Source organism: Nocardia sp. KT25-26, from assembly GCF_056627695.1.
Genome location: NZ_CM152813.1, coordinates 1,667,111 through 1,688,698, shown reverse-complemented (window position 1 = coordinate 1,688,698; position 21,588 = coordinate 1,667,111). Strand labels below are relative to the sequence as shown.

The following is a 21,588-nucleotide window of genomic DNA, read 5'->3' as shown; positions in this document are numbered from 1 at the left end:
GGTACCCTCGCATCATGTCGACAGCTGTCCGGCTCCTCGCTGTTCCGGTCGGCCTCGGATATGTCCTGTTGCTGTCCGGGAGCGGCTGGGATCTGCTGTTCGCCGCCGCCGGTGGTGCCGCACTCGCCGCCGGTGCCCGATGGCCGATGAGCGTACTGGCCGCCGAGGCGCTGCTGCTCGTCGGTGCGCACACCGTGGGCACGGTATCCGGGGTGGGGATCAAGGTCTATGCGGCGATCGCGCTGTTCGAGGTCGCCGTCCGGTGCCGGTCCGCGGCCCGGATCGCGGCGGCCGCAGCACTGTGCGGCGTCTATGCCGGCATCGACCTGCTGACCGTTACTTCCGCGGAGATCCCCCTGGCCTATCGGCTGGGGCTGCTGGTGGCACTGCCCTGGCTGGCGGGAGCCTACGTCGAATCCCTGCATCGGCGCGCCGAACAGGCCGAACGCAATGCCGAACTGAGTGCCGACACCGCCCGCCGCGAGGAACGGGCCGCCATGGCCCGCGATCTGCACGATATCGTCGCGCATCACGTCTCGGCCATCCTGGTGCGTGCCGGAATGGCCCGGCACGTACCCGATCTGCCGCCCGCCGATACTCGGGCGCTGCTCGACGACATCCACGGCACCGCCGAATCGGCCCTCACCGACCTGCATTCCCTGCTGTACGTCCTGCGCGACGAACAGACACCGGCGATTGCCGGACTACTCGATGCCGCCCTGGACACCGCGGCCCGGGCGGGCATGCAGGTCCGGGCCGAAATCGACCCCGGACTCCGTGGCCTGGACGGCGCCCGCGGCGCCGCCCTGGCCCGGACGCTGCAGGAGGCCGTGACCAACGCGGTGAAACACTCCGGCACCGGCGCGCAACTGACGGTCACCGCCCGGTTCGCTCCCGGCGGCGCGGTCGATCTCACCATCGTCAACGACAGCCTGCGTACCGGCGTGACGGCCGGCGGATACGGCCTGGCCGGGATGCGGGAACGGCTGGAGTCGGTCGGCGGCCGGCTCGACTACGGGCCGTTCGGTGACGGCTGGCGACTCCGTGCCGCCCTGCCCGCAGGCGGTGCCGGATGATCTCGGTCCTGCTCGTCGACGATCAACAGCTGGTGCGGGCGGGTATCCGGATGCTGTGCGGCACCGCCGCGGACATCACCGTCTCGGGCGAGGCGGGCACCGGCGCCGAAGCGGTGCGGGCCGTGCGGGACATGCGGCCCGATGTGGTGCTGATGGATCTGCACATGCCGGGTATGGACGGTATCGAGGCCACCCGCCGGATCGCCGGGGCGACGCCGGACACCCGCGTCGTCGTCCTGACCACCTTCGCCGACGACGACCATCTCTATCCGGCGCTGCAGGCCGGCGCCTGCGGCTTCCTCGCGAAGGACACCGGCCCCGACCGGCTGCTGAGTGCGATTCGAGCCGCCGTCGCCGGCGAGAGCCCGTTCAGCCCGGAGGTACTGCACCGACTGGTGCATCGGGCTGTCTCGGGCACCCCGGCGGCGGATTCGGTCCGGCTGACCGACCGGGAACGGGAGGTGACCACCCTGGTCGGCGCCGGGCTGTCCAATCAGGAGATCGCCGACCGGCTGCATCTGGGCATCACGACGGTGAAATCGTATGTGGCGGCGGCGATGACCCGCACCGGGGCGGCCAATCGGGTCCTGCTGGCCGTCTACGCGGTCCGGCACGGGCTGGCCTGAGCACGGTCAGAACTCGACCCCCAGGATCGGCGGGGCCAGGGTGAACATGGCGAGGGTGATCAGCACCATGCCGATGACGTTCAGCACCAGTCCAGCCCGGATCATCTGGCCGATCCGGACGTGCCCGGAACCGAACACCACCGCATTCGGCGGCGTTGCCACCGGCAGCATGAATGCGGAGGTGGCGGCCAGGGCCACAGGTACGGCCAGCACCATCGGATCCAGGCCGAGACCGCCGGCCACGCCGATGATGATCGGCAGGAAGGTCGCGGTAGTGGCGGTATTGCTGGTTAGTTCGGTGAGCAACAGCACCAGTCCGGCGACCGCAGCGACCAGCACCACCACCGGCAGCGTGCCCAGTTCTGCCACGCCGTCACCGATCCATTCGCCCAGCCCGGTCACCCGGATCTGGTTGGCCAGCGACAGGCCACCGCCGAACAGCAGCAGGATTCCCCAGGGAATACCTTTGGCGGTCTCCCAGTCCAATACCCGTTCACCGTTTCCGACCGGGATGATGAACAGTGCGATCGCCATGGTCATCGCGATCACCTCGTCACCCACCCGGGTCAGCAGCGGGATCGCCTCGCGCAGCGCATCCACGCCGTCGGAGCCGAACAGGGTCGGGACGAGGATCCAGGCCAGCGCCGTCACCACGAAGACCGCCAGTACGGTGCGTTCACCACGCGACATCGGCCCCAGGTCCCGTCGCTGCCCTTCGATGGCCTCCCGGCCACCCGGAATCTCCGGTAGCCGCGGCGGGAAGACCAGCCGGGTCAGCGCGAGCCAGGCCAGCACCAGGAACACCACCGCAATGGGCAGGCCGAACAGCATCCAGCGGCCGAAGGAGATGTGGATACCCTCTGCGGCCAGATTGGCGACCAGCAGGCCGTTGGGCGGGGTGCCGATGACCGTGCTCAGCGAGCCGATGGAGGCCGCGTAGGCGATTCCCAGCATCAGGGCGGTCGCGAAGTTGGGGTCGGCTTCGCTGCCGCCGAGCCGGGTGGTCAGCAGCACCACCGAGACGCCGATCGGCAGCATCATGACGGCGGTCGCGGTATTGCTCACCCACATCGACACGAAGGCGGTGGCCAGCATGAACCCGGCGATCAGGCGCACCGGGCGGGTGCCGACCATGGTTATGGTGCGCAACGCGATCCGGCGGTGCAGCCCCCACCGCACCATGGCCGCGGCGAGCAGGAAGCCGCCGAGGAACAGGAAGATGATCTTGTTGGCGTAGGGTGCCGCGGCGCCCAGCAGCGCACCGGTGGTCAGGTCCGCATCGTCCGGATCCAGTGCCGCGGTCCCGATCGGCGCCACGTTCAGCACCGGGAAGGCGACCAGCGGAACGAGGGCCGTCGCCGGCAGCGGAATCGCCTCGGTCATCCACCAGATCGCCATCAGCGTGGCGACCGCGGCCGTGGACCGGGCAGCAGTGTCCAGGTTGTCCGGCAGTACCCAGTACACGATCACCGCGAGCAGCACACCGAGCCCGAGTCCGATCCACCGGCGCGTCGCCGACCGATCGGGCTCCGGCCCGGCCCCCGCGGATTCGGCCGATGAGGAAGAAGCAGTCGACTGTGACATGGGACACCTTTCCACGCACTACTGCGCGACGGTACCGCCCCGGCCCACCGCCGGTCCCCGAAATCCGCTACGCCGCGCCGGAATCGAAACCGGCCCGGCCCACCGCGGGTCAGTCCAGTACAGCCGTGGCTTCCACTTCGACCAGCAGATCCGGCTCACCCAGCGCGGAAACCCCCAGCAGGGTAATGGGTTTCACCGGATCGACACCGAGCTTCGCCGCCGCCCTGGCCACCCCTTCGCCGAGTAATGGGAACTTCTCCCCGCTCCAGTCGACGACGTACACGGTCAACTTGGCCACATCGTCGAACGAACCGCCGACCTCGGCGAGCGCCCGGCCGATGTTCAGATACGCCTGCTCGACCTGCGCCGCAAAATCCCCCGCCCCCACCGGATTACCTTCGGCGTCCCGAGCGACCTGCCCCGCCAGGAACACCAGCCGCGACCCCTGCGCGATCGACAACTGCCGGTAGACCTCCGGTTTCGGCAGCCCGTCGGGATTCACCAACTGCACGACCATGACATTCACTCCCACCTGTCGGCTACGTAGGCATAACATAACAGTGATATGTAATCTGACGCCATGGCACGCAGCAAAGACCCGGCCGTCCGCACCGCCCTGATCGACCGGGCCGCACAGATGCTGCGAAACCGCGAACCGATCACCCTGCGGTCCCTGGTCGCCGGCACCGGCGTATCCACCATGGCGGTCTACACCTATTTCGGTGGCCTGCCCGGCCTGTGGTCGGCGCTGCGCCAGGAGGGGTTCGTCCGGCTGGCCGCCGAACTGGCGACAGTGCCGGTCACCGACGACCCGGTCCACGACCTCGCCGCCCTGGGTGCCGCCTACCTGCGCACCGCCGTCGCCAACCCGGACATCTACCGGGTGATGTTCGACGCCGGTTTCGACCTGCCCGATCCGGCCGCCGCGGACGCCACCCTGCAATACCTGGTGACCGCCGTCGAGCGGGCCACATCGGCCGGCCGGTTCCATCCGGACACCGACGCCCTCGACCTGGCCACCCAGGGCTGGCTGGCCGGGCACGGCGCCGCAGCACTGATCACCACCGGACCGCTTCCGGCGGACGCGGCCGACCATGTCGTGGCGATACTCACCGCGCTCTACATCCGCAACGGCGACGCACCGGACCGCTGCCACCGGTCCGTGACGGCAGGCTGGCAGAGCAGCCGCATCGACCGACCGGGCACGGCGCCACAGCACTGATCACCACCGGACCGCACCCGGCGGACCACGTCGTAGCGATACTCACCGCGCTCTACAACCACAACAGGAACGCACCGGACCGCTACCACCGATCCGTAACGGCAGACCGGCAGAGCAACCGGACCAACCGACCGGACACAGCGCCGCAACACTGCTCACCACCGGACCGCCGGCAGACGCAGCGACCACCTGTCCCGATTCTCACCGCGCCCTACAACCACAACAGGAACGCACCGGACCGCTACCACCGATCCGTAACGGCAGACCGGCAGAGCAACCGGACCAACCGACCGGACACAGCGCCACAGCACTGATCACCACCGGACCGCCGGCAGACGCGGCCGACCACGTCGTAGCGATTCCGGCCGCCCTCGACATCCGCAGCGGGGATACCCGAGCATGCCACCGTTCGGCCCGGACCGGATGACACAACATCGAATCCGCTGGGCCGAGCACTCGCGAGGGTAGAACATCACCTCGCCGACAGCGCCCCACGCCGATGCCGCACCGGCACTCGCCCCGCCCGCGCGATCTTCCCGAGGACAGGACCGGCCACCCACAGCGCAATGCCGATGTACAGCACCTGCTCCGGGAGCCGAAACCAGAGCGGGGTCGGCGCTTCCCCGTCGAAGGGAACATTCTCCAGTGCCGCATAGATATTCGCGGGAGTCATGGCGACCAGCAGGGCAGCGAGTCCGACGCCGGCGATCGGCCGGGTCGCAGCGATCACCAATCCGACCGCCCCAGCCAGTTCCAGCACGCCGGTGAGGTAGACCATCACCCCCGGCGCAGGCACGAACGGCGGGACCATCGCCACCAGGTCCGCATGCCCCGGCATCACCTCGACGGACTCCGGCATGAAGTGCGCCAGACCGGTCATCGTGAACATGAAGGCGAGTCCGTGCGCCGCACTCACCCGCCAGGTGGCGAACCGGCCGACACCGAGCAGCCCGAACACCCGGCAGACGACAGTGGACACGATGAACAGCAAAACGGTAGTGAACACGACACGTCTCCCGACTGATTGTTATCAGTGACTTACCACTTCATAGTTACGCATCCGCTGATAACAAGTCAACCTTGCATCGAGACGTGCGGTCGTGCATCGCCCGTGATGCACGACCGCACATACCGATGCAAGGTGAGCCGGTTATCCACAGGCGCAGCGGTGAGGGTGGCGGCGGGGGGCGGGGCCAGGGGAGGGTTGTGGGATGGAGTGCGAGGTCACGAGGCTGTCCGAGGCGTTGCGGATCGGAGTCACCCATAACGAGGTGCGGCGTGGGGTTGCGCGCGGGCAGTTGCACCGGCTGTGTCCTGGACGATATGTCCGCGCCGAGGCTTTCGAGAAGCTCGCGCCGGATCGGCAGCATCTGGTTCGCGCTGTCGCAACCATGTCCACGGTGGATCCGGCATCGGCGCTGAGTCATGTCTCTGCCGCGGTGGCACATGAGCTGCCGATCTGGGGTATCGACCTTTCCCGTATCCACATCACCCGTCTGGGAACGACGACTCGCGCCACGCGCACCACACAGTTCTACAATCATCCGCTCGACGAGCGGGACATCGAGCCGCTGGCAGGAGTGCGGGTCACCGGATTGGCGCGGACGCTGGCGGATCTGGCCCGCAGCGTCGGGTTCGAGCAGTTCGTGGTCGCCGGGGATGCTGCGGCACGCCGAATCGACATCGAACCGGTTATCGCCCGCACCACCGGCCGACCGGGCGCCGCGGCTGCGCGTCGAGCCCTCCGGTTTCTCGACCCCGGCAGCGAAAGCCCTGGCGAGTCACGTAGCCGGGTCGCGCTGGCATCCGCCGGATTTCCCCGGCCGGAACTACAGACCGAGATATTCGCCTACGACGGGCAATGGCTCGCCCGGGTCGACTTCTGCTGGCCGGACTACGGCGTGATCGGCGAATTCGACGGCTTGGTCAAGTACCGGAAGTTCGCCGGCCCAGGCAGATCGGCCGAAGACGTCGTCATCGCGGAGAAGCACCGCGAAGACGCCCTCCGCGCGGCCGGCTGGACCGTCCTCCGATGGACGTGGCATGACCTGAACCACCCGGCCCGCCTGCAATCCCGCCTCGCCCGAGCATTCGATTCTCCCGGCACGCCCCCCTCCCCCATCCACCTCGCCTGACACCTTGCATCGGTTTGCGCTACCTTGCATCCCCGGCGATGCACGACCGCACAAACCGATGCAAGGTAGCCGAAAAGAAGTGGCGGGGCTCAGGAGTCGGTCGCTAACGTCCGGGGTGCGGTCGAACGAGGGGCGCACCGGAATCTCCGGATCGTGTTCCCCGTGTCGGTTCGGCCGCACGCCTGGTACCAGATACCCCGATGGGGTGTGCTGGGGGTTCGAATCCCTCGACGGTGCCGCCCGCTCGGCCACCAGCGGCCGATGCGGCCCTGCGGGTCCACCGGCTGCGGCCGGGAGTACCCCCGCCGCGTCGACCGGGCCGGGCGGGCGGCATACGCCAACCGGGCGAGCAACGACCACGGTCGGCGCGACGACACGGGAAAGGAGTGGGACATGTACACGACGGTCATGGACTGGCAGCGCACGCTGCTCTACCGCGACGGCATTCTGGATCGAGTTCTGGAACCGGGCCGGCACAAGTACGACGCGCGGCGCTGCACGTTGGTCGAGGTCGACATGCGCCCACGGCTGTTGCACGTCACCGGCCAGGAACTGCTGACCGCGGACGGATTGTCACTGCGGGTCAGCTACGCCGCGACCTGGCGGGTGGCCGACCCGGTGGCCTTCACCACCGGCGCCCAGCGCCCGGATGCGGTGCTCTACGCCGCGATCCAGGACGCCGCACGCACCACCGTAGCCGCCCACTCACTGGACGAACTGATCACCGACCGCACTCTCCTGGTCGGCCGCAACGACGATATCGCCACCGCGGTGGCGGATCTCGGCATCCGAATCGAGAGCGTGCGGGCTCGCGATCTGATGCTGCCCGGTGAGCTCCGCAAGGCCGCATTGGAGACGATGCTGGCCCGGGAACGCGGTCGCGCCGAACTCGAGCGCGCCCGGTCCGAAGCGGCGGCCCTGCGTTCGCTGGCCAACACCGCCCGCCTGCTGGAGCAGCACCCGGCACTGCTGCAGCTGCGCACCCTGCAGGTGGCGAGCACGCCCGGCACCCGCGTGGTGCTGGGCCCATGCGACGCCGCCTGAACCAGCCACGCCGCGCCGGTCACCGGCGGTGCCCGTAAACCGGCACCCCCGGCGACCGGCAAACGGCACGACCGGTACTCCCGGCAACCGACACCCCCGGCCCCCCTGCACTCCCGGCAACCGACAGCAATCAGCACCTCCAGCAACCGGCACCACCAGCAACCGGCACCACCAGCACGACATGCACTCCCGGCAACCGGCACCCCCGGCGACCGGCAAACGGCACAACCGGCACCCCCGGCGACCGGCACCCCCCGGCAACCAACACCCCCGGCCCCCTGCGCTCCCGGCAACCGGCGGCAAAACCGGCGGCAATCAGCCCCCCCGGCACGACCGGCAACCGGCACCCCCACGACCGGCGCCCCGGCGATCCACGCAAACGGCAACCGGCAACCGGCGACAACCGGCACCCCCACGACCGGCAACCGGCACCCCCGGCACCCCACGACAGGGCTCGACCGGCGCACCCGGCGCCCCGACACAACCAGCACCCCCGACAACCGGCACCATCAGTACGACCTGCACCCCCGACAACCGGCACCACCGGCACCCCGCGCTCCCGGCGACCGGCGCCCCCGGCAACCGGCATCGGCGCGACCAGTACGACCGGCACTCTGGCCCGACCGGCAACCAGCGGCAACCAGCGCGACCAACACCCCGACACGACCCGCACGACCCGCACGACCCGCACGACCCGCACGACCCGCACGACCCGCACGACCCGCACGACCCGCACGACCCGCACGACCCGCACGACCCGCACGGACCATGGTCACCGGCCCGATGACCGTCGGGGGCTTCCGCCCGCAGCGAATGCCAGGAATGATCGATGCTGCAGGAACTGGACCGTTCCGGGTGAGACGAGCACTTCCACCAGCTTCTCGGACGCCGGATCCAGGAGGCGTGCGATGCTCGAACATACTCGGCGAACACTGCGGACCGCGGTTGTTCTCACGTTCCTGCTGAGCTTCGCCTTGCTCGGTGCGGAGTCCGGGGCGCAGGGTGCAAGCCGGATCACGGTGATCGAGAAGGAACACTCGATCACCGTTTCCCGGACCAACGTTCCGGCCGGCACCTACACCCTGGATGTCCGGAACAACGGCAAGCGGCGCCACGACCTGGTCGTGGCGGGCCCGGGCGTCGATACCCGGACACCTGCGCTCGCTCCCGGCGCCCGCACCGAACTCCAGGTGACGCTCCGGCGCGATACCTATGCGCTGTGGTGTTCCATCGACGATCACCAGCGCCGCGGCATGCGGGCGGCCATCTCGGTCAACTGAGCCCGGTCGCATTCGCCGCGCATCAGCGCGTCGGTCACGGTCACGGCCGATCTCGGGAGACTCGGGTGCCCGGTGCGGCGTGCTCATCATCCCGGCGGGTCGTGAACTTGGCCCGGTATCGGCGCGGCGAAATCCCCGTCTCCTGGACGAACGCCGCCCGGAAGGTGACCGGAGAACCGAAGCCGACCTCGGCAGCGATCCGATCCACCGTGTGATCGGTGGTCTCCAGCAGTTCCCGAGCGGCCGCGATCCGTTCGGCGGTCACCCAGCGCATCGGTGTCGCCCCGACGTCGTGCGCGAACCACCGGGCGAGCGTGCGCGGGGACACGCCGGCCACCCGGGCGAGTTCGGCGAGCGTGACCGGCCGATGCCGTTGTTCGCGCAGCCAGGTGCGCAGTTCGTCCAGCCAGCCCGCCGCCTGCTCGAGCGGTTCGGCTTGGACGTATTGCGCCTGGTCGCCGTCCCGGTGCGCGGCGACCACCAGGTAGCGGGCGATGGTGTTCGCCACCCGCTCGCCGAAATCCTGCCGGATCAGGTACAGGCACAGGTCGAGTCCCGCCGCCGAGCCCGCGCTGGTGTGGATGTTGTCGTCGACGATGTAGATGGCCCGTGCGTCGACGTCGATCCGGGGATAACTGCGGGCCAGCAGCGAGGCATGGCGCCAGTGGGTGGTGGCCCGGCGGCCGTCCAGCAGCCCGGCCTCGGCCAGCGCGAACGTCCCGGTGCACAGGGAGACGATGCGGGCGCCCCGGGCGGCCGCGCTGCACAACTCACGCACCAGCCGTGCTCCGATCGGACGGCCGGGCGGTACCGCCGGCACCAGTACGGTTTCCGCCTCGGCCAGGGCATCGATCGGGGACTGCGGACGCAGCACCGCGCCGGTATTCGTCCGGACCCCGCGCAAGTCACCACACAGTGTCACGTCGTAGAGCGGCCCGGCCGCCGGGTCCCAGTCGAAGCCGAGTGCCTCCAGCGGCATGCCGATCTCGAACAGAGTCATACCGTCGACCAGCGGAACCGCGACCGTGGGCCGAGGCGGGGAAATTCTGCGCTGCGACATGGTGGCAAAATCCAATCAGTTCGTGTCGATTCTGCCACTTTCCACCGGTGAAGGCCACTGCAACCCTGAAGACATGTCCGTAGTGATGCTGAACCTCCCGGCCACCGACACAATTCACTCCCGCCGAGGACGCTTCCCGACCCGAGCCCACCGACTCACCATGGCATTCCTCGATTTCGCACGCCGCGTCACGGCCGCCGTCGACGCCTCGTCCCGGATCCGGCACGGAATCGACGTACCCGACGGTCATCCGGCCCGAGCACCGGAAGACCGCCCGGCGCCGATGCCCGGACCCCTGCATATCGTGCGCCACTGAGGCCGGTCAGCAGGACACCTGCACCGCCGCGCCTGCCGCGAAGGAAATGTGCACGTGGTCGTAGTGATTGGCGGTCGGACTACCCCGGTCCTCCATATACGACCACCCGTTTCCGTCGTTGTAGCGCTGTTGCCAGATCACATACGTCACCCCGAAGCGTTCCTTGTTCGCCAGTACGAAATCGGCGATCGCATCGCCACGCGCGGCGTCGGGAGTCATGAGATCGAGGGCCAGGCCGGCACCGTGGTCACCGGAATGCCGGCCGACCGCGCCACCGATATCCCCGATTCCGAAGGTTTTCGCGAGCAGGTTCCCGACCTGTGCCACATGCGGTTGCGCGCCGTCGAGTTCGGTGGAACAGGGAATCAGGGCTTTCATCGCCGACATCGTCGACATCGCCTCTATTTCGGCCGGTAGCGCCGGAGCGATCGGCGGCGCCGATTCGGGTTCGGCGGTGGATTCGGCCTCCACAGTCACCGAGGTCGATGCATCGACCGCAACCGACTCGGCAGCCGGGCTGGCCCGGACCGCAGTCCACAGCACGGCCGCCACGGCGACGGCGATACCGCACACCACGAGCGCGACACGCTTCCACACCGGGGTGCGCTTTCGATGTTGACCAGGCATTATGTCGGCCACCGGATATCAGTTGAGAACAGGTCACCGATACATTACGAAATGATCTCGGAAATGTCACCTCGACACGCCGGTTTCTTTCCCGCCGCCACCACATCCCAACCGGCGGCACGGGATGCTGATACCCCGGGCGCGCCATAGTGACACCGGATACATTTCCGTGCAACGCATTTCGATTGCCGAACCCCGCAATCACTCCGTCCGGGCCATCCGGAGGCAACGCCACGGATCTGCCGGACACCCGGAATCGGATCCGCCGCCCGAGTTGCATCCCCGCCCGCCGACAGGCCGACCATGTCCCGACTTCTGCGGCGAGGACATCGATACGCAGGGCGATCACCGCCGCGATACCCCGCCACTCCGGAGCGGATCACGAAAGCCCGATATCGACCTTGGAACATTCCAGTCCCGTTCACCCACCGGTAACTGAATCTCTCCACACCGTTCAGTCCCCCACCCCACGCTGATCGGGTCCCAGCAAGATCAGTTCCAGAAGCGAGAACCAAAGAGCGTCACGGCGTTCGACGCCTCGAGCAGGAGGCGACCGGGCGCCGAACTCCGGCTTTCTCCGGAACGCTGCTGCTGAACCTTCGGCTGGACATGGGAAAAACCTGATGAGGAGATTTACTGTGAAGGACACCACTCGTCGTGGTCGTGGCGTCGTCGGCAAGGCAGCGGTCGCCGCTGCGCTGGCGCTCGGTGTGATCGGCGGAACCGCCACCGCGAACGCCGAAACCATCGACAGCACCGCCAACATCGTCGATCGGGACGGCCTGACCGTCGAGGCCATCCAGAAGGACACCTCGATCCAGTTCGTGCCGCCGCTCGACGGCAACCCGCTGACCCGTGAGTGGTTCCACGACGGCACCGCCGCGTGGCAGATCTCGGGCGACGGCGCCGAGGACTGGGAAGGCGAGATCTGCATCGGCTACCAGGTCGGCTACCCCGCCAGCTTCGACGGCAAGCTGACCTTCAGCTGGTCCACCCCCTCGCTGGAGATCGAGACCGACAACGCCACCGTCGGCGACCTGCTCCCGCAGGCCGGCGTCGAGATGGAGGTCGGCTTCGGTCCGGGCATCGAGGAAGTCGAGGCGGCCTGCGGCGAGATCAGCGGCGAGGACGGCTTCATCAAGATGCACGGCTTCCACGGCACCGTCACCGGTGTGGTCGGCCCGACCAACATCCGCCCCTACGTCACCGTCACCAGCGCCAACGGTGACTCGGTGAGCACCTACGGCCAGCCGTGGACTCTCTGATTCCATAGCAGCCGCAATCGGGGCCCATCGCATTCGCGATGGGCCCCGATTCCATTCCGGGCACAGTCGATGCACGCGGCGAACACTACGCCGACGGTCGCCTCGACGCGTGCGGGCGACGTTCCCACCGCCGGGAAGCCGGGCCCGTTAACCTCGGATGAGGCCCGTGCCGTCGGTCGATCCGGCCACTGCGCGGTATCCGACAACCACTACCGGAATCCGAGGAAGGAAACCCCATGGGCGTATCGCTGGCCAAGGGCGGCAATGTGTCGCTGTCGAAGCAGGCCCCGAATCTGACCGCGGTCTCGGTCGGCCTGGGCTGGGATGTGCGGGCCACCACGGGTGTCGATTTCGATCTCGATGCCAGCGCGTTGGCGACCGGCCCGGACCAGAAGGTGCTCTCGGATGGGCATTTCGTGTTCTACAACAACCTCCGGTCGCCGGAGGGCACCATCGAACACACGGGCGACAATCTCACCGGCGAAGGTGAAGGCGACGACGAGGTGATCAATGTCGACCTGGCCAATACTCCAGCCACGGTCACCAACATCTTCTTCCCGGTCTCGATCCATGACGCCGAGAGCCGCCAGCAGTCGTTCGGGCAGGTGCGCAATGCGTTCATCCGGGTGGTGGACCGGTCGACGGGCACCGAACTCGCCCGGTACGACCTGACCGAGGACGCCTCCACCGAAACCGCCATGGTGTTCGGCGAGCTCTACCGCAACGGCGCCGAATGGAAGTTCCGCGCCATCGGCCAGGGATACGCGTCCGGGCTGGCAGGCATCGCCCGCGACTACGGCGTGAACGTCTGAACCGAGTCTTGCACCACAGCGGCCCCGACAACGTCACCATCGTCGTTGCGGAGGTCGGCACCGGGCACTGACCGAAGCCCGAACGGCCGGAACCGAGCCGGGCCGTCGGTCCGGCCGAGATCGACTTTGTCGAGCCCGGATATCGACGCAGCGACCGGCCGTGGTCGGCCCGCCGCCCGCTCCACCGCGCCGGAACCGGTCGGGGCTTTGCACCCGAATGTCCGGCTCGGCAGAGCACCGGTCGCTATTCTCTGGTGACGAATCAGGAACCGGGCCGGCGGACAGCGGCGCCGATCCGGAGCGCGGCGCCCGTGCCGTCACCGGCGCCTGGCAGGTCGGTGGAAGGATTTCGAGATGAACTCCCTGCTGTTGCTGGTGATCGGCCTCGCGATATTCGCGGCAGGCTACCTGGTCTATTCGAAGTTCCTCGCGATGCGGACCTACCGGCTCGACCCGGCCTATGTCACTCCCGGACACGAACTGCACGACGGTGTCGACTACGTGCCCACCAACAAGTACGTGCTGTGGGGGCACCACTTCACGTCGGTGGCGGGGGCGGCACCGATCGTCGGTCCGGCGATCGCAGTGATCTGGGGCTGGTTGCCGGCCTTCCTCTGGGTCACGCTGGGCACGGTGTTCTTCGCCGGTATGCACGATCTCGGCTCCCTGTGGGCCTCGGCACGCAACCGGGGTCAATCGATGGGCACGCTGTCGGGCCGCTATATCGGTACCCGGGGTCGCAACCTGTTCCTGGTCGTGATCTTCCTGCTGCTGCTGATGGTGATCGCGGCGTTCGCCGTGGTCATCAAGAATCTGCTGATCAGCACGCCGAGCGCGGTGATCCCGGCATGGGGCGCGATCGTGGTCGCACTGATCATCGGGCAGATGATCTACCGGTGGCGGATCAACCTCGCGGTCACCACCGTTCTCGGGGTCACCGCCCTGTACGGGTTGATCCTGCTCGGCGACCGTTACCCGGTCGAGCTGCCGGACTCGGTCCTCGGAATGTCCCCCGCGACGTTCTGGATCGTCGCGCTGTTCGCCTACGCCGGAATCGCGTCGATGCTGCCGGTGTGGGTGCTGCTGCAGCCCCGCGACTACATCAACGGCGTGCAACTCTTCATCGGTCTCGGCATCCTGTACGGCGCCGTCCTGGTGAGCGCCCCGAAAATCGTCGCACCGGCATACAACACCGCCCTGCCCGAGGGCACCCCAAGCCTGGTGCCGATGCTGTTCGTGACGATCGCCTGCGGCGCCATCTCCGGATTCCACGGCATGGTGTCCTCCGGAACCTCGTCCAAGCAGCTGGACGCCGAACCCGATGCTCGTTTCGTCGGCTACTTCGGCGCGGTCGGCGAAGGGCTGCTGGCGCTGGGCGCGATCATCGCCGCCACTGCCGGGTTCCGCACGGTGGCGGACTGGGAGGCGGTCTACACCGCCTACGGCCAGGGCGGGGTCAGCGCTTTCGTGGAGGGCGGGGCGACGATCGTGGGCGCCGGGCTCGGACTGCCGGCGTCACTGAGCGCCACGGTCCTGGCCACGATGGCGGTACTGTTCGCCGCCACCACCATGGATACCGGAGTCCGGTTGCAGCGCTTCGTGGTCCAGGAGGCCGGTGGCCTACTCGGTTTCGGCATCGGCAAGGGTCTCGCCACCGCGATCGTGCTCGCCGTCGCCCTCGGCCTGACCTTCAGCCAGGGCGCCGGCGGCGCCGGCGGCATGCGCATCTGGCCACTGTTCGGCACCACCAACCAACTGCTGGCCTCGCTGACCCTGTTGATCGTCGCGGTGATCCTGCTCCGCAAGGGCCGCAACCCCCTACCCGCCCTCATCCCCCTCGTACTGGTCTTCACGATGTCCTTCTGGGCCGCCCTGATCCAGCTCGGCGACCTATACGACGCGAGAGACTGGTTGCTGCTCGTCCTCGACATCATCATCGTCGTCGCCGCCCTCTGGGTCGCTTTCGAAGCAGTCCTGGCCATGCGCCGCGCCTACTCCGAACCACCGGAACCCGAGGATGCCGATCTGATCCGGGCCGACGAGGCCGGCTGAGCGTGCGCAACCTCGACCCCCACGTCGAAGCCACCATCCAGCGGCGTGCCACACGTCAAGGCCGTTCTATGGAAGCCGAAGTTCGCGACACATCGAGCCGTGCCGCGGATGAAGACGATGCACCCGGCGCCCCGAACCCCTTGTCCGGGGCAGCCCTGCCGGCACGCCTCACAACCTCCGGCGGGGCGTACGGGCCGGGGGACCATCGGCGACCGACGAAGCAGCGGTCTCGCCGATAAGCTCAACATCATGCCGGGCGAGCGTGACGAGACAAAACGGTATCCTTCCTACTTCCGAGGTGGTCGACGCGCCGACCCAGAAGTCTGGCCCGTCTGGGATCGGGTGCGCGCCGGCCTCGTCCTGGGACAGCGATTGACCGGTACCGTCGCTCGAATCCTGCGGCCGGGCACGATCGGCATCTTCATAGATCTCGGCCTCCCCATCGGTGGGTTCGTCGACGTCCTGCTGCTTCCCCACGACGCCGACAGCTGGCCCGCCGAGGGAACCGTCACGGACTTCCTCGTCTGGTGGATGGACCCGGAGGTCACCCAGATCCGCCTGGTCCCGGCCGAGTCGCGCTTCCGGCGTGCGGATTTCGCCACCTGGAGCCTCACCCATGCACCCACCGGCGATCCCAGGGTTCTCGAATCGTTCCGATTCGACCCATGAGCCGGCACAGCAGATTCGGGTCAGCGGGACCACAAACCCGTGAGCCGGGGGGAGGGCTCGTTTGCGGGACCGAAACACCCTGGAATCGATCTGACTTGTGTTAATTTCACTTTCCTGCAGGGCATCCCGCCCCAGTGAAAGGATCATCATGACAACACCCCGAACACGCGGCGGCCGGCTCGGCATGGCCGCAGCTGCCGGCTTCGGCGCAACCCTGCTCCTGACCGCCCCACAGGCAGCAGCGGCCTACCCCGCCGTGACCATGCCCGACGAGTCCAACCCCAAGGTCGGCTGCAGTTACACGCTCACCAGCGGGGACCTGCTCGGCGGCGCCAGCAGTTCACACAAGGACGTCCCGGTCACCTTCCTCGACAACGGCGTCGCGTTCGCCACCGACAACACCGGCGCCGGCCTGATCCCCGAACCCGCCAGGGTGTCGTGGACCCCCGAGACCACCGGTGAGCACGTACTCACCGCCTTCTACGACGACGACCAGTGGCTGACCCCGCTGACCGTCCAGGTTGCCGCAACCCCCGCCACCGGCAGCTTCGGCTGCCCACTGCCGAGCATCTCCGGGTAGCGACGGCCAGGGCCGGGCACAGGGCCCCGGATACAGAAAAGGACCGGCTGGAAACCGGTCCTTCTTCGGAATAACTGAGTGGAGCTAAGGGGACTCGAACCCCTGACCCCCACACTGCCAGTGTGGTGCGCTACCAGCTGCGCCATAGCCCCGTATTCACTTGCTTGCTGCCCGCTCTCGCCGACTGCCTGAATGAAGTTACACCATGCTTCTGACCGTTTCCAAATCCGCTGGTCATCGGGCAGAAACCCGGGTTTCGGGGAGGTGTCGGCGCGGGTGTTGCCCTGGGCATGCGGCCGGGGTGGGGTCTAGAATGTGCCGAACCTCACCTCAGCCGCATCAGCGGCATCAGGAGACGGCGTTCACCACCCAGTTCTCGTCGTTCACATCGATGCGGGTGTCGCCGTCGAATACCGAGGGGGTGGCGGCGCGGCCTTCCAGCCGGCGGTCGAGGTCGTCGAGGTTGGCGGCGGTGTCCCGGGCGGCGGCTGCCTGCTGGTCGCCTTCGGTGATGCAGGCGGTGGCGTCGGCGTTGCCGGTTTCTTCGGCGAGGGCGGCGAGCCCGTCGTTGCCGAGGTCGTCGCCGTCTTCGGCGGGCTGCCGTTCGGTGAACAGCGCATCGTGGAAGGCGGCGTAGCCGGGTCCGGAACCGGTATCGGCGACGCAGTAGAGGGCGGCGACGGCCCGGGTGGAGTAGTCGCCGCTGCCGGAGCGCTCGTCCAGGAAAGCCAGCATGTGGTACCGGACGGCGAGGGCGCCCTCGTCGAGTTGCTGGGCGATCTCCTGGCCGTACAGGCGTTCCAGGGATCCGCAGGCCGGGCACAACGGATCCTCGTAGATGTCCAGGGTGGTGCCGGCGTCCTCGCGGCCCAGCCGGACGACTCCGTCGGATACCGACACCTGCACGGCCGGGTCGTGTGCGGGGCCGTAGCCGTCGTTGCGAACGGCCGGCTCGTCGGCTCCCCAGCGGAATGCGGCGAAGACGATCAGCGCGACGATGACGAGGGCCAGCCCACCGAGGGCGTAGGTGGTCGTGTTCGACATCGGGCGCGGCGTGTACTTCGGGCTGCTGTTCACGTATCCACTCTGCCCGATGCGGTCGCCGCAGGCTACGAGCCCCCGCCGGAGCCGGTCGGCACCGGTTCGGAGGTGGTGTGCCGCAACCGCGACGGTTCGGGGGTGACGATCCAGACGACGGCGGCGAAGCCGAGCAGCGCTCCGGTCAGGCCCAGGCCGACGCCGAAGGACACGTGTTCGGCGATCCAGCCGACGGCGATCGGGCCGATGACCGCGCCCAGGTCGGAAGCCATCTGGAATCCGGCCAGGACCGGACCGCCCCGGGCCCGGGAGCCGATCACGTCGGCGACGGCGGCCTGTTCGGACGGCATGAACATGCCCGATCCGAGCCCGGCGACGAAGGAGGCCACCAACAGCAGTGGCAGGTTCGGCGCGATCCCGAGCGCGGCGGTGCCCAGCGCACAGACCAGGGTGCCGAACACCAGGAACGGCTTGCGCCCGTACCGGTCCGACAGCCGCCCGGCGAGATAGAGCACTGCCGCGTTACCGGCGGCGTAGGCGGTCAATGCCACCCCGGCCATGCCCGGTTCCTGGCCGAGGGCTTCGACGACGAGCAACGGCACCAGCGCCATCCGGACACCGAAGGCCGCGGCGCCGTTGGCGAAGTTGGTCAGCAGCACCGCGCGGTAGACGGGTTCGGCCAGCCCCTGCCGGAAGGTCAGGGCGGGCAGGTCGGACTGGTCGGCCGGTGCGGCGAGCTCGGAATTCCGGAGCCCGAAATAGACGATCCCACACACCACCAGCAGCGCGGCGGCGTAGATGAGGAAGGGCGCGCGCAGCCCGAGACCGGCGAGGGCGCCACCGAGCAACGGCCCGCCGAGGGAGCCGATCAGGAAGCTGGACGAGTACAAACCGGATACCCGGCCGCGCTGGGCGGGCGGCGCCAGCCGAATGACCAGCGCCATCGACGATACGGTGAACATGGTCGAGCCGATCCCACCGGCCGACCGCAGGACCAGCAGCTGCCAGAACGTCTGCGCGAACGCGCTGGCACCGGTGGACACCGCAACCACCAGAATCCCGGTGAGATACACCCACCGCTCCCCCAGGACCTGCACCAGACGGCCACTGGCCGGGGCGAACACCAGCCGCATCAGCGCGAAGGCGCTGACGATCGCGGAGGCCGCGGCCATGCCGACGCCGAAGCTGCGCGCGAACTGCGGCAGTACCGGTGAGACGATGCCGAAGCCGAGCGCGATGACGAACGCGCCGGCGATCAGGACCCCGATCTCGGCGGGTAGTTTTTCCTGCCTCTTCACTCCAGGGCCTTGTTCACCATCTCCTCCGCGGCCGCCTGCACCCGGGTCAGGTGTTCGGCGCCGTGGAACGACTCGGCGTAGATCTTGTACTTGTCCTCGGTGCCGGACGGGCGGGCGGCGAACCAGGCGTTCTCGGTGGTCACCTTGAGCCCGCCGAGCGCGGCGCCGTTGCCGTTGGCCTTGGTGAGGATTCCGGTGATCGGTTCTCCGGCCACCTCGGTGCCGGTGATCGCCTCGGGACCGATCCGGGCCAGCCGGGACTTCTGCTGCGCGGTGGCGGCGGCATCGATGCGGGCGTAGGCGGGGCTGCCGTACCGGCGTTCCAGCTCGATATAGCGCGCGGTCGGGGTCTGGCCGGTGACCGCCGCGATCTCGGCGGCCAGCAGAGCCATCAGGATGCCGTCCTTGTCGGTGGTCCACACGGTGCCGTCCATCCGCAGGAAGGAGGCGCCCGCGCTCTCTTCACCGCCGAAAGCGAGGCTGCCGCTGAACAATCCGGGGACGAACCATTTGAACCCGACCGGCACCTCGAACACGTGCCGACCGAGCACGCTCACCACCCGGTCGATCATCGACGAGGTGACCACGGTCTTGCCGATCTTGGTCAGCGCGTCCCACCACATCCGGTTGGCCACCAGGTATTCGATGGCGACGGCGAGGAAGTGGTTGGGGTTCATCAGACCACCGTCGGGGGTGACGATGCCGTGCCGGTCGGCGTCGGCGTCGTTGCCGGTGGAGATGTCGTAGTCGTCCTTGATGCCGACCAGCGGGGTCATCGCGTGCGGTGAGGACGGATCCATCCGGATCCGGCCGTCGCTGTCCAGGGTCATGAACCGCCAGGTCGGGTCGACGAACGGGTTCACCACCTCGAGGTCGAGGTCGTAGCGCTGCCCGATCTCCTCCCAGTAGTCGACGCTGGCGCCGCCCATCGGGTCGGCACCCAGGCGAATTCCCGCGCCGCGGATGGCATCCAGGTTGAGCACACTGGGCAGGTCGCCGACGTAGTGATCCAGATAGTCGTAGCGTTCGACGGCGGTGTCCAGGGCCCGGCGCAACGGGATCCGCTTCACCCCGGCGAGGCCGCCGGCGAGCAGTTCGTTCGCCCGGGAGGCGATCGCGTCGGTGGCGCCGGTGTCGGCCGGGCCGCCGTGCGGCGGATTGTATTTGATGCCGCCGTCGCGGGGCGGATTGTGCGAGGGGGTGACGACGATACCGTCGGCCTGCGGGCGGCCGGCGTCCCGGTTGTGCCGCAGCACAGCGTGACTGAGCGCCGGGGTCGGGGTGTAGCCGTCCCGGGCGTCGATCATCGCGACGATGCCGTTACCGGCCAGCACCTCCAGTGCAGTGGTCCAGGCCGGTTCGGACAGCGCGTGGGTGTCGCGGGCGAGATACACCGGCCCGGTGATGCCGCGGGTGGCCCGGTATTCGACGATCGCCTGGGTGATCGCGAGGATGTGCGCTTCGTTGAACGTCGCATCGAGGCTGGAGCCGCGGTGCCCCGAGGTGCCGAACGCCACCCGCTGCGTCCGGTCCTCGGGATCGGGGGTGAGCCGGTAGTAGGCGGTCACCAGGTGGGCGATGTCCTCGAGATCGGTCGCGCGGGCGGGCCGCCCGGCACGCTCGTGTGCCATGGTCGCGTTCCCCTTCCGGGAGATGCTCGTCATCAGGATCATGCGCACAACCACTGGGCGAGCGAGGCCGCTGCGTAGACGGCAGCGAGGCTGGTCGCCAGGCTCAGCACGATATTGGCCGCCGCATACGCGTAGGCACCGTCGGTCACCAGGCGGAGCGTCTCGTAGCCGAACGTGCTGAACGTGGTGAACGCGCCGCAGAAGCCGGCTCCCGCACCGGCCAGCAGCCAGCTACCGGTACCGGCCCCGATCAGTCCACCGAGCACGGCGGAACCGACGATGTTGACGGTGAGCGTGCCCAACGGCAGGACGGAGTCGAACCGCGCCGACACGGCACGGTCCACGAGATATCTGGCCGGGCCACCGAGCATGCCACCGGCCACGACCGCCAGCACTGTCATTGCGCGACCTCCACGTCCGGTACCCAGGTCCGCACGGGCGACAGCGTCACCGTCACCCCGTCGAACAGTTCCCCGGACTCCGCGACGAATTCCTGCAGCCGGGCCTCGTCGTCGACGATCATCACCAGCATCGGCAGATGTTCGGCGAGGTCGAGCAGCCGGGTGGTGTGGATCCGGGAGGAGGCACCGTAGCCCTCGACACCGCGCCAGACGCTGGCACCGGCCAGTCCGGCATCCCGGGCGCGGCGCACGATCTCGTGATAGCGCGGGGTGTGGCCGATCCGTTCCTCGGCGTCGAGCATGGCCGTCAGCCGGGCCGCGGGTCGCCAGTGGCCTGCCGTCATCACGTGACCCCCTTCTGTGGTCGCTTGCGTCGCCGCCGCCGCGACTCGCGGCCCCGCAGGCCGCTCGTCCAACGTGCCAGGGTAGTCCCGAACAACACTGCCGCGAGCGCCGCCGCCATCGTCCCGGCCAGATAGGCGAGGGCCGTCGTCCCGGCGCCCTGCTCGAAAAGCGCACGAACTTCCAGGCTATACGTGGAGAAGGTGGTGAACCCACCCAGCACCCCCACGCCCAGGAACGGCCGCACCAACCGCGGGGCGACCCAGACCTCGGTGACGACCACCATCAGGATGCCGATTGCGAAGCACCCGGCGACGTTCGCCACAAAGGTCGCCCAGGGCAACCCGCCGGGCGAATGCGGCCAGGCCAGCGCGAGACCGTACCGGGCCAGCGCACCCAGCCCGCCACCGACCGAGACCGCGGCGACAACCGCCGGTTCCACCGCCGAGCGGCCGGTCCGCGATGCCATCCGGCGTCCTCCTGCCGAGCCGACTGTCACCGGCCCCATGCTATCGGCCGGCCACAGCCTG

The 21,588-nt window shown here is 68.6% G+C and carries 24 protein-coding genes and 1 tRNA gene; 13 read left to right on the top strand and 12 right to left on the bottom strand.

Translation table 11 applies throughout. The annotated features are described in order from the left end of the window. Positions 1-14: 14 nt before the first annotated feature. Both AC1HFH_RS07700 and AC1HFH_RS07695 read left to right on the top strand, forming a co-directional pair. Complete coding sequence (locus AC1HFH_RS07700) at positions 15-1,076, top strand: sensor histidine kinase (RefSeq protein WP_480246738.1); 1,062 nt, start codon at positions 15-17, stop codon at positions 1,074-1,076. Then, positions 1,073-1,702, top strand: coding sequence for a response regulator (locus AC1HFH_RS07695; RefSeq protein ID WP_480246737.1), 630 nt, complete (start codon positions 1,073-1,075; stop codon positions 1,700-1,702). Before AC1HFH_RS07700 ends, AC1HFH_RS07695 begins: the two co-directional genes overlap by 4 nt. A 6-nt stretch (positions 1,703-1,708) precedes the next feature. Here AC1HFH_RS07695 and AC1HFH_RS07690 read toward each other — a convergent pair whose 3' ends face one another. Together AC1HFH_RS07690 and AC1HFH_RS07685 are read right to left on the bottom strand one after the other, a co-directional pair. Then, positions 1,709-3,286 carry an SLC13 family permease gene (locus AC1HFH_RS07690; RefSeq protein ID WP_480246736.1) on the bottom strand — a complete coding sequence of 526 codons (1,578 nt, stop codon included), beginning with the start codon at positions 3,284-3,286 and terminating at the stop codon, positions 1,709-1,711. Positions 3,287-3,395: 109 nt separating this feature from the next. After that, positions 3,396-3,803, bottom strand: coding sequence for a RidA family protein (locus tag AC1HFH_RS07685; RefSeq protein ID WP_480246735.1), 408 nt, complete (start codon positions 3,801-3,803; stop codon positions 3,396-3,398). A gap of 63 nt (positions 3,804-3,866) precedes the next feature. On the opposite strand from AC1HFH_RS07685, the gene AC1HFH_RS07680 reads away from it, so the two are divergent. Then, positions 3,867-4,508, top strand: coding sequence for a TetR/AcrR family transcriptional regulator (locus AC1HFH_RS07680; RefSeq protein WP_480246734.1), 642 nt, complete (start codon positions 3,867-3,869; stop codon positions 4,506-4,508). A 472-nt stretch (positions 4,509-4,980) separates the two neighbouring features. On the opposite strand, the gene AC1HFH_RS07675 is transcribed toward AC1HFH_RS07680, so the two are convergent. Next, entirely contained in the window at positions 4,981-5,514 is a 534-nt protein-coding gene (locus AC1HFH_RS07675; RefSeq protein WP_480246733.1) for a DoxX family protein, read from the bottom strand. Positions 5,515-5,719: 205 nt separating this feature from the next. Here AC1HFH_RS07675 and AC1HFH_RS07670 point away from each other — a divergent pair, with 205 nt between their 5' ends. The 3 genes from AC1HFH_RS07670 (at position 5,720) to AC1HFH_RS07660 (ending at position 8,967) form a co-directional block, all read left to right on the top strand. Next, positions 5,720-6,643 (top strand): hypothetical protein, encoded by a 924-nt coding sequence (locus tag AC1HFH_RS07670; RefSeq protein ID WP_480246732.1) that lies wholly within the window; start codon positions 5,720-5,722, stop codon positions 6,641-6,643. Positions 6,644-7,036: 393 nt separating this feature from the next. Continuing rightward, positions 7,037-7,687 (top strand): slipin family protein, encoded by a 651-nt coding sequence (locus AC1HFH_RS07665; RefSeq protein ID WP_480246731.1) that lies wholly within the window; start codon positions 7,037-7,039, stop codon positions 7,685-7,687. Positions 7,688-8,595: 908 nt separating this feature from the next. Continuing rightward, on the top strand, positions 8,596-8,967 hold the full coding sequence (locus tag AC1HFH_RS07660; RefSeq protein ID WP_480246730.1) for a cupredoxin domain-containing protein: 372 nt from the start codon (positions 8,596-8,598) through the stop codon (positions 8,965-8,967). A 40-nt stretch (positions 8,968-9,007) separates the two neighbouring features. Here AC1HFH_RS07660 and AC1HFH_RS07655 read toward each other — a convergent pair whose 3' ends face one another. After that, positions 9,008-9,967: a GlxA family transcriptional regulator gene (locus AC1HFH_RS07655; protein ID WP_480246728.1), complete on the bottom strand. Its 960-nt coding sequence runs from the start codon at positions 9,965-9,967 to the stop codon at positions 9,008-9,010. 133 nt (positions 9,968-10,100) lie between these two features. On the opposite strand from AC1HFH_RS07655, the gene AC1HFH_RS07650 reads away from it, so the two are divergent. Next, a complete protein-coding gene (locus tag AC1HFH_RS07650; protein ID WP_480246727.1) occupies positions 10,101-10,343 on the top strand; it encodes a hypothetical protein in 243 nt (80 codons plus the stop codon). A 6-nt stretch (positions 10,344-10,349) separates the two neighbouring features. On the opposite strand, the gene AC1HFH_RS07645 is transcribed toward AC1HFH_RS07650, so the two are convergent. Continuing rightward, entirely contained in the window at positions 10,350-10,940 is a 591-nt protein-coding gene (locus AC1HFH_RS07645; RefSeq protein WP_480246726.1) for a VldE C-terminal domain-containing protein, read from the bottom strand. 668 nt (positions 10,941-11,608) lie between these two features. Between AC1HFH_RS07645 and AC1HFH_RS07640 the strand changes: the two genes are divergently transcribed. From AC1HFH_RS07640 to AC1HFH_RS07615, 6 genes are all read left to right on the top strand, one after another. Next, complete coding sequence (locus AC1HFH_RS07640; RefSeq protein WP_480246725.1) at positions 11,609-12,235, top strand: MspA family porin; 627 nt, start codon at positions 11,609-11,611, stop codon at positions 12,233-12,235. Between the two features lie 236 nt (positions 12,236-12,471). After that, positions 12,472-13,047 carry a TerD family protein gene (locus AC1HFH_RS07635; protein WP_480246724.1) on the top strand — a complete coding sequence of 192 codons (576 nt, stop codon included), beginning with the start codon at positions 12,472-12,474 and terminating at the stop codon, positions 13,045-13,047. Between the two features lie 354 nt (positions 13,048-13,401). Further along, the gene (locus AC1HFH_RS07630) at positions 13,402-15,099 is read left to right on the top strand and encodes a carbon starvation CstA family protein (RefSeq protein WP_480246723.1); all 1,698 of its coding nucleotides are present in this window, start codon (positions 13,402-13,404) and stop codon (positions 15,097-15,099) included. A 2-nt stretch (positions 15,100-15,101) separates the two neighbouring features. Continuing rightward, complete coding sequence (locus AC1HFH_RS07625) at positions 15,102-15,338, top strand: FitA-like ribbon-helix-helix domain-containing protein (protein WP_480246722.1); 237 nt, start codon at positions 15,102-15,104, stop codon at positions 15,336-15,338. Positions 15,339-15,471: 133 nt separating this feature from the next. Further along, positions 15,472-15,768: a hypothetical protein gene (locus tag AC1HFH_RS07620; RefSeq protein ID WP_480246721.1), complete on the top strand. Its 297-nt coding sequence runs from the start codon at positions 15,472-15,474 to the stop codon at positions 15,766-15,768. A 148-nt stretch (positions 15,769-15,916) separates the two neighbouring features. After that, on the top strand, positions 15,917-16,348 hold the full coding sequence (locus AC1HFH_RS07615; protein ID WP_480246720.1) for a hypothetical protein: 432 nt from the start codon (positions 15,917-15,919) through the stop codon (positions 16,346-16,348). 79 nt (positions 16,349-16,427) lie between these two features. On the opposite strand, the gene AC1HFH_RS07610 is transcribed toward AC1HFH_RS07615, so the two are convergent. The 7 genes from AC1HFH_RS07610 to crcB all read right to left on the bottom strand — a co-directional run bounded on the left by AC1HFH_RS07610 (position 16,428) and on the right by crcB (position 21,527). Further along, positions 16,428-16,500: transfer RNA gene (locus AC1HFH_RS07610), tRNA-Ala, on the bottom strand. Between the two features lie 196 nt (positions 16,501-16,696). Further along, entirely contained in the window at positions 16,697-17,425 is a 729-nt protein-coding gene (locus AC1HFH_RS07605) for a DsbA family protein (protein ID WP_480246719.1), read from the bottom strand. A gap of 32 nt (positions 17,426-17,457) precedes the next feature. Continuing rightward, a complete protein-coding gene (locus AC1HFH_RS07600) occupies positions 17,458-18,684 on the bottom strand; it encodes an MFS transporter (RefSeq protein ID WP_480246718.1) in 1,227 nt (408 codons plus the stop codon). Continuing rightward, entirely contained in the window at positions 18,681-20,315 is a 1,635-nt protein-coding gene (pgm, locus tag AC1HFH_RS07595) for a phosphoglucomutase (alpha-D-glucose-1,6-bisphosphate-dependent) (RefSeq protein WP_480246717.1), read from the bottom strand. Before pgm ends, AC1HFH_RS07600 begins: the two co-directional genes overlap by 4 nt. Before the next feature lie 38 nt (positions 20,316-20,353). Beyond that, a complete protein-coding gene (locus tag AC1HFH_RS07590; RefSeq protein WP_480246716.1) occupies positions 20,354-20,716 on the bottom strand; it encodes a fluoride efflux transporter FluC in 363 nt (120 codons plus the stop codon). Beyond that, entirely contained in the window at positions 20,713-21,060 is a 348-nt protein-coding gene (locus AC1HFH_RS07585) for a DUF190 domain-containing protein (protein WP_480246715.1), read from the bottom strand. Before AC1HFH_RS07585 ends, AC1HFH_RS07590 begins: the two co-directional genes overlap by 4 nt. Further along, positions 21,060-21,527, bottom strand: coding sequence for a fluoride efflux transporter CrcB (gene crcB, locus AC1HFH_RS07580; RefSeq protein ID WP_480246714.1), 468 nt, complete (start codon positions 21,525-21,527; stop codon positions 21,060-21,062). Before crcB ends, AC1HFH_RS07585 begins: the two co-directional genes overlap by 1 nt. Positions 21,528-21,588 lie beyond the last annotated feature (61 nt).

Coding starts and splice junctions, on each gene's coding strand:
- AC1HFH_RS07655 (WP_480246728.1), bottom strand. CDS start 9,967: ATGACTCTGTTCGAGATCGGCATGCCGCTGGAGGCACTCGGCTTCGAC.
- pgm (WP_480246717.1), bottom strand. CDS start 20,315: ATGGCACACGAGCGTGCCGGGCGGCCCGCCCGCGCGACCGATCTCGAG.
- AC1HFH_RS07585 (WP_480246715.1), bottom strand. CDS start 21,060: ATGACGGCAGGCCACTGGCGACCCGCGGCCCGGCTGACGGCCATGCTC.
- AC1HFH_RS07700 (WP_480246738.1), top strand. CDS start 15: ATGTCGACAGCTGTCCGGCTCCTCGCTGTTCCGGTCGGCCTCGGATAT.
- AC1HFH_RS07685 (WP_480246735.1), bottom strand. CDS start 3,803: ATGGTCGTGCAGTTGGTGAATCCCGACGGGCTGCCGAAACCGGAGGTC.
- crcB (WP_480246714.1), bottom strand. CDS start 21,527: ATGGCATCGCGGACCGGCCGCTCGGCGGTGGAACCGGCGGTTGTCGCC.
- AC1HFH_RS07650 (WP_480246727.1), top strand. CDS start 10,101: ATGTCCGTAGTGATGCTGAACCTCCCGGCCACCGACACAATTCACTCC.
- AC1HFH_RS07660 (WP_480246730.1), top strand. CDS start 8,596: ATGCTCGAACATACTCGGCGAACACTGCGGACCGCGGTTGTTCTCACG.
- AC1HFH_RS07690 (WP_480246736.1), bottom strand. CDS start 3,286: ATGTCACAGTCGACTGCTTCTTCCTCATCGGCCGAATCCGCGGGGGCC.
- AC1HFH_RS07665 (WP_480246731.1), top strand. CDS start 7,037: ATGTACACGACGGTCATGGACTGGCAGCGCACGCTGCTCTACCGCGAC.
- AC1HFH_RS07680 (WP_480246734.1), top strand. CDS start 3,867: ATGGCACGCAGCAAAGACCCGGCCGTCCGCACCGCCCTGATCGACCGG.
- AC1HFH_RS07630 (WP_480246723.1), top strand. CDS start 13,402: ATGAACTCCCTGCTGTTGCTGGTGATCGGCCTCGCGATATTCGCGGCA.
- AC1HFH_RS07615 (WP_480246720.1), top strand. CDS start 15,917: ATGACAACACCCCGAACACGCGGCGGCCGGCTCGGCATGGCCGCAGCT.
- AC1HFH_RS07590 (WP_480246716.1), bottom strand. CDS start 20,716: ATGACAGTGCTGGCGGTCGTGGCCGGTGGCATGCTCGGTGGCCCGGCC.
- AC1HFH_RS07635 (WP_480246724.1), top strand. CDS start 12,472: ATGGGCGTATCGCTGGCCAAGGGCGGCAATGTGTCGCTGTCGAAGCAG.
- AC1HFH_RS07695 (WP_480246737.1), top strand. CDS start 1,073: ATGATCTCGGTCCTGCTCGTCGACGATCAACAGCTGGTGCGGGCGGGT.
- AC1HFH_RS07670 (WP_480246732.1), top strand. CDS start 5,720: ATGGAGTGCGAGGTCACGAGGCTGTCCGAGGCGTTGCGGATCGGAGTC.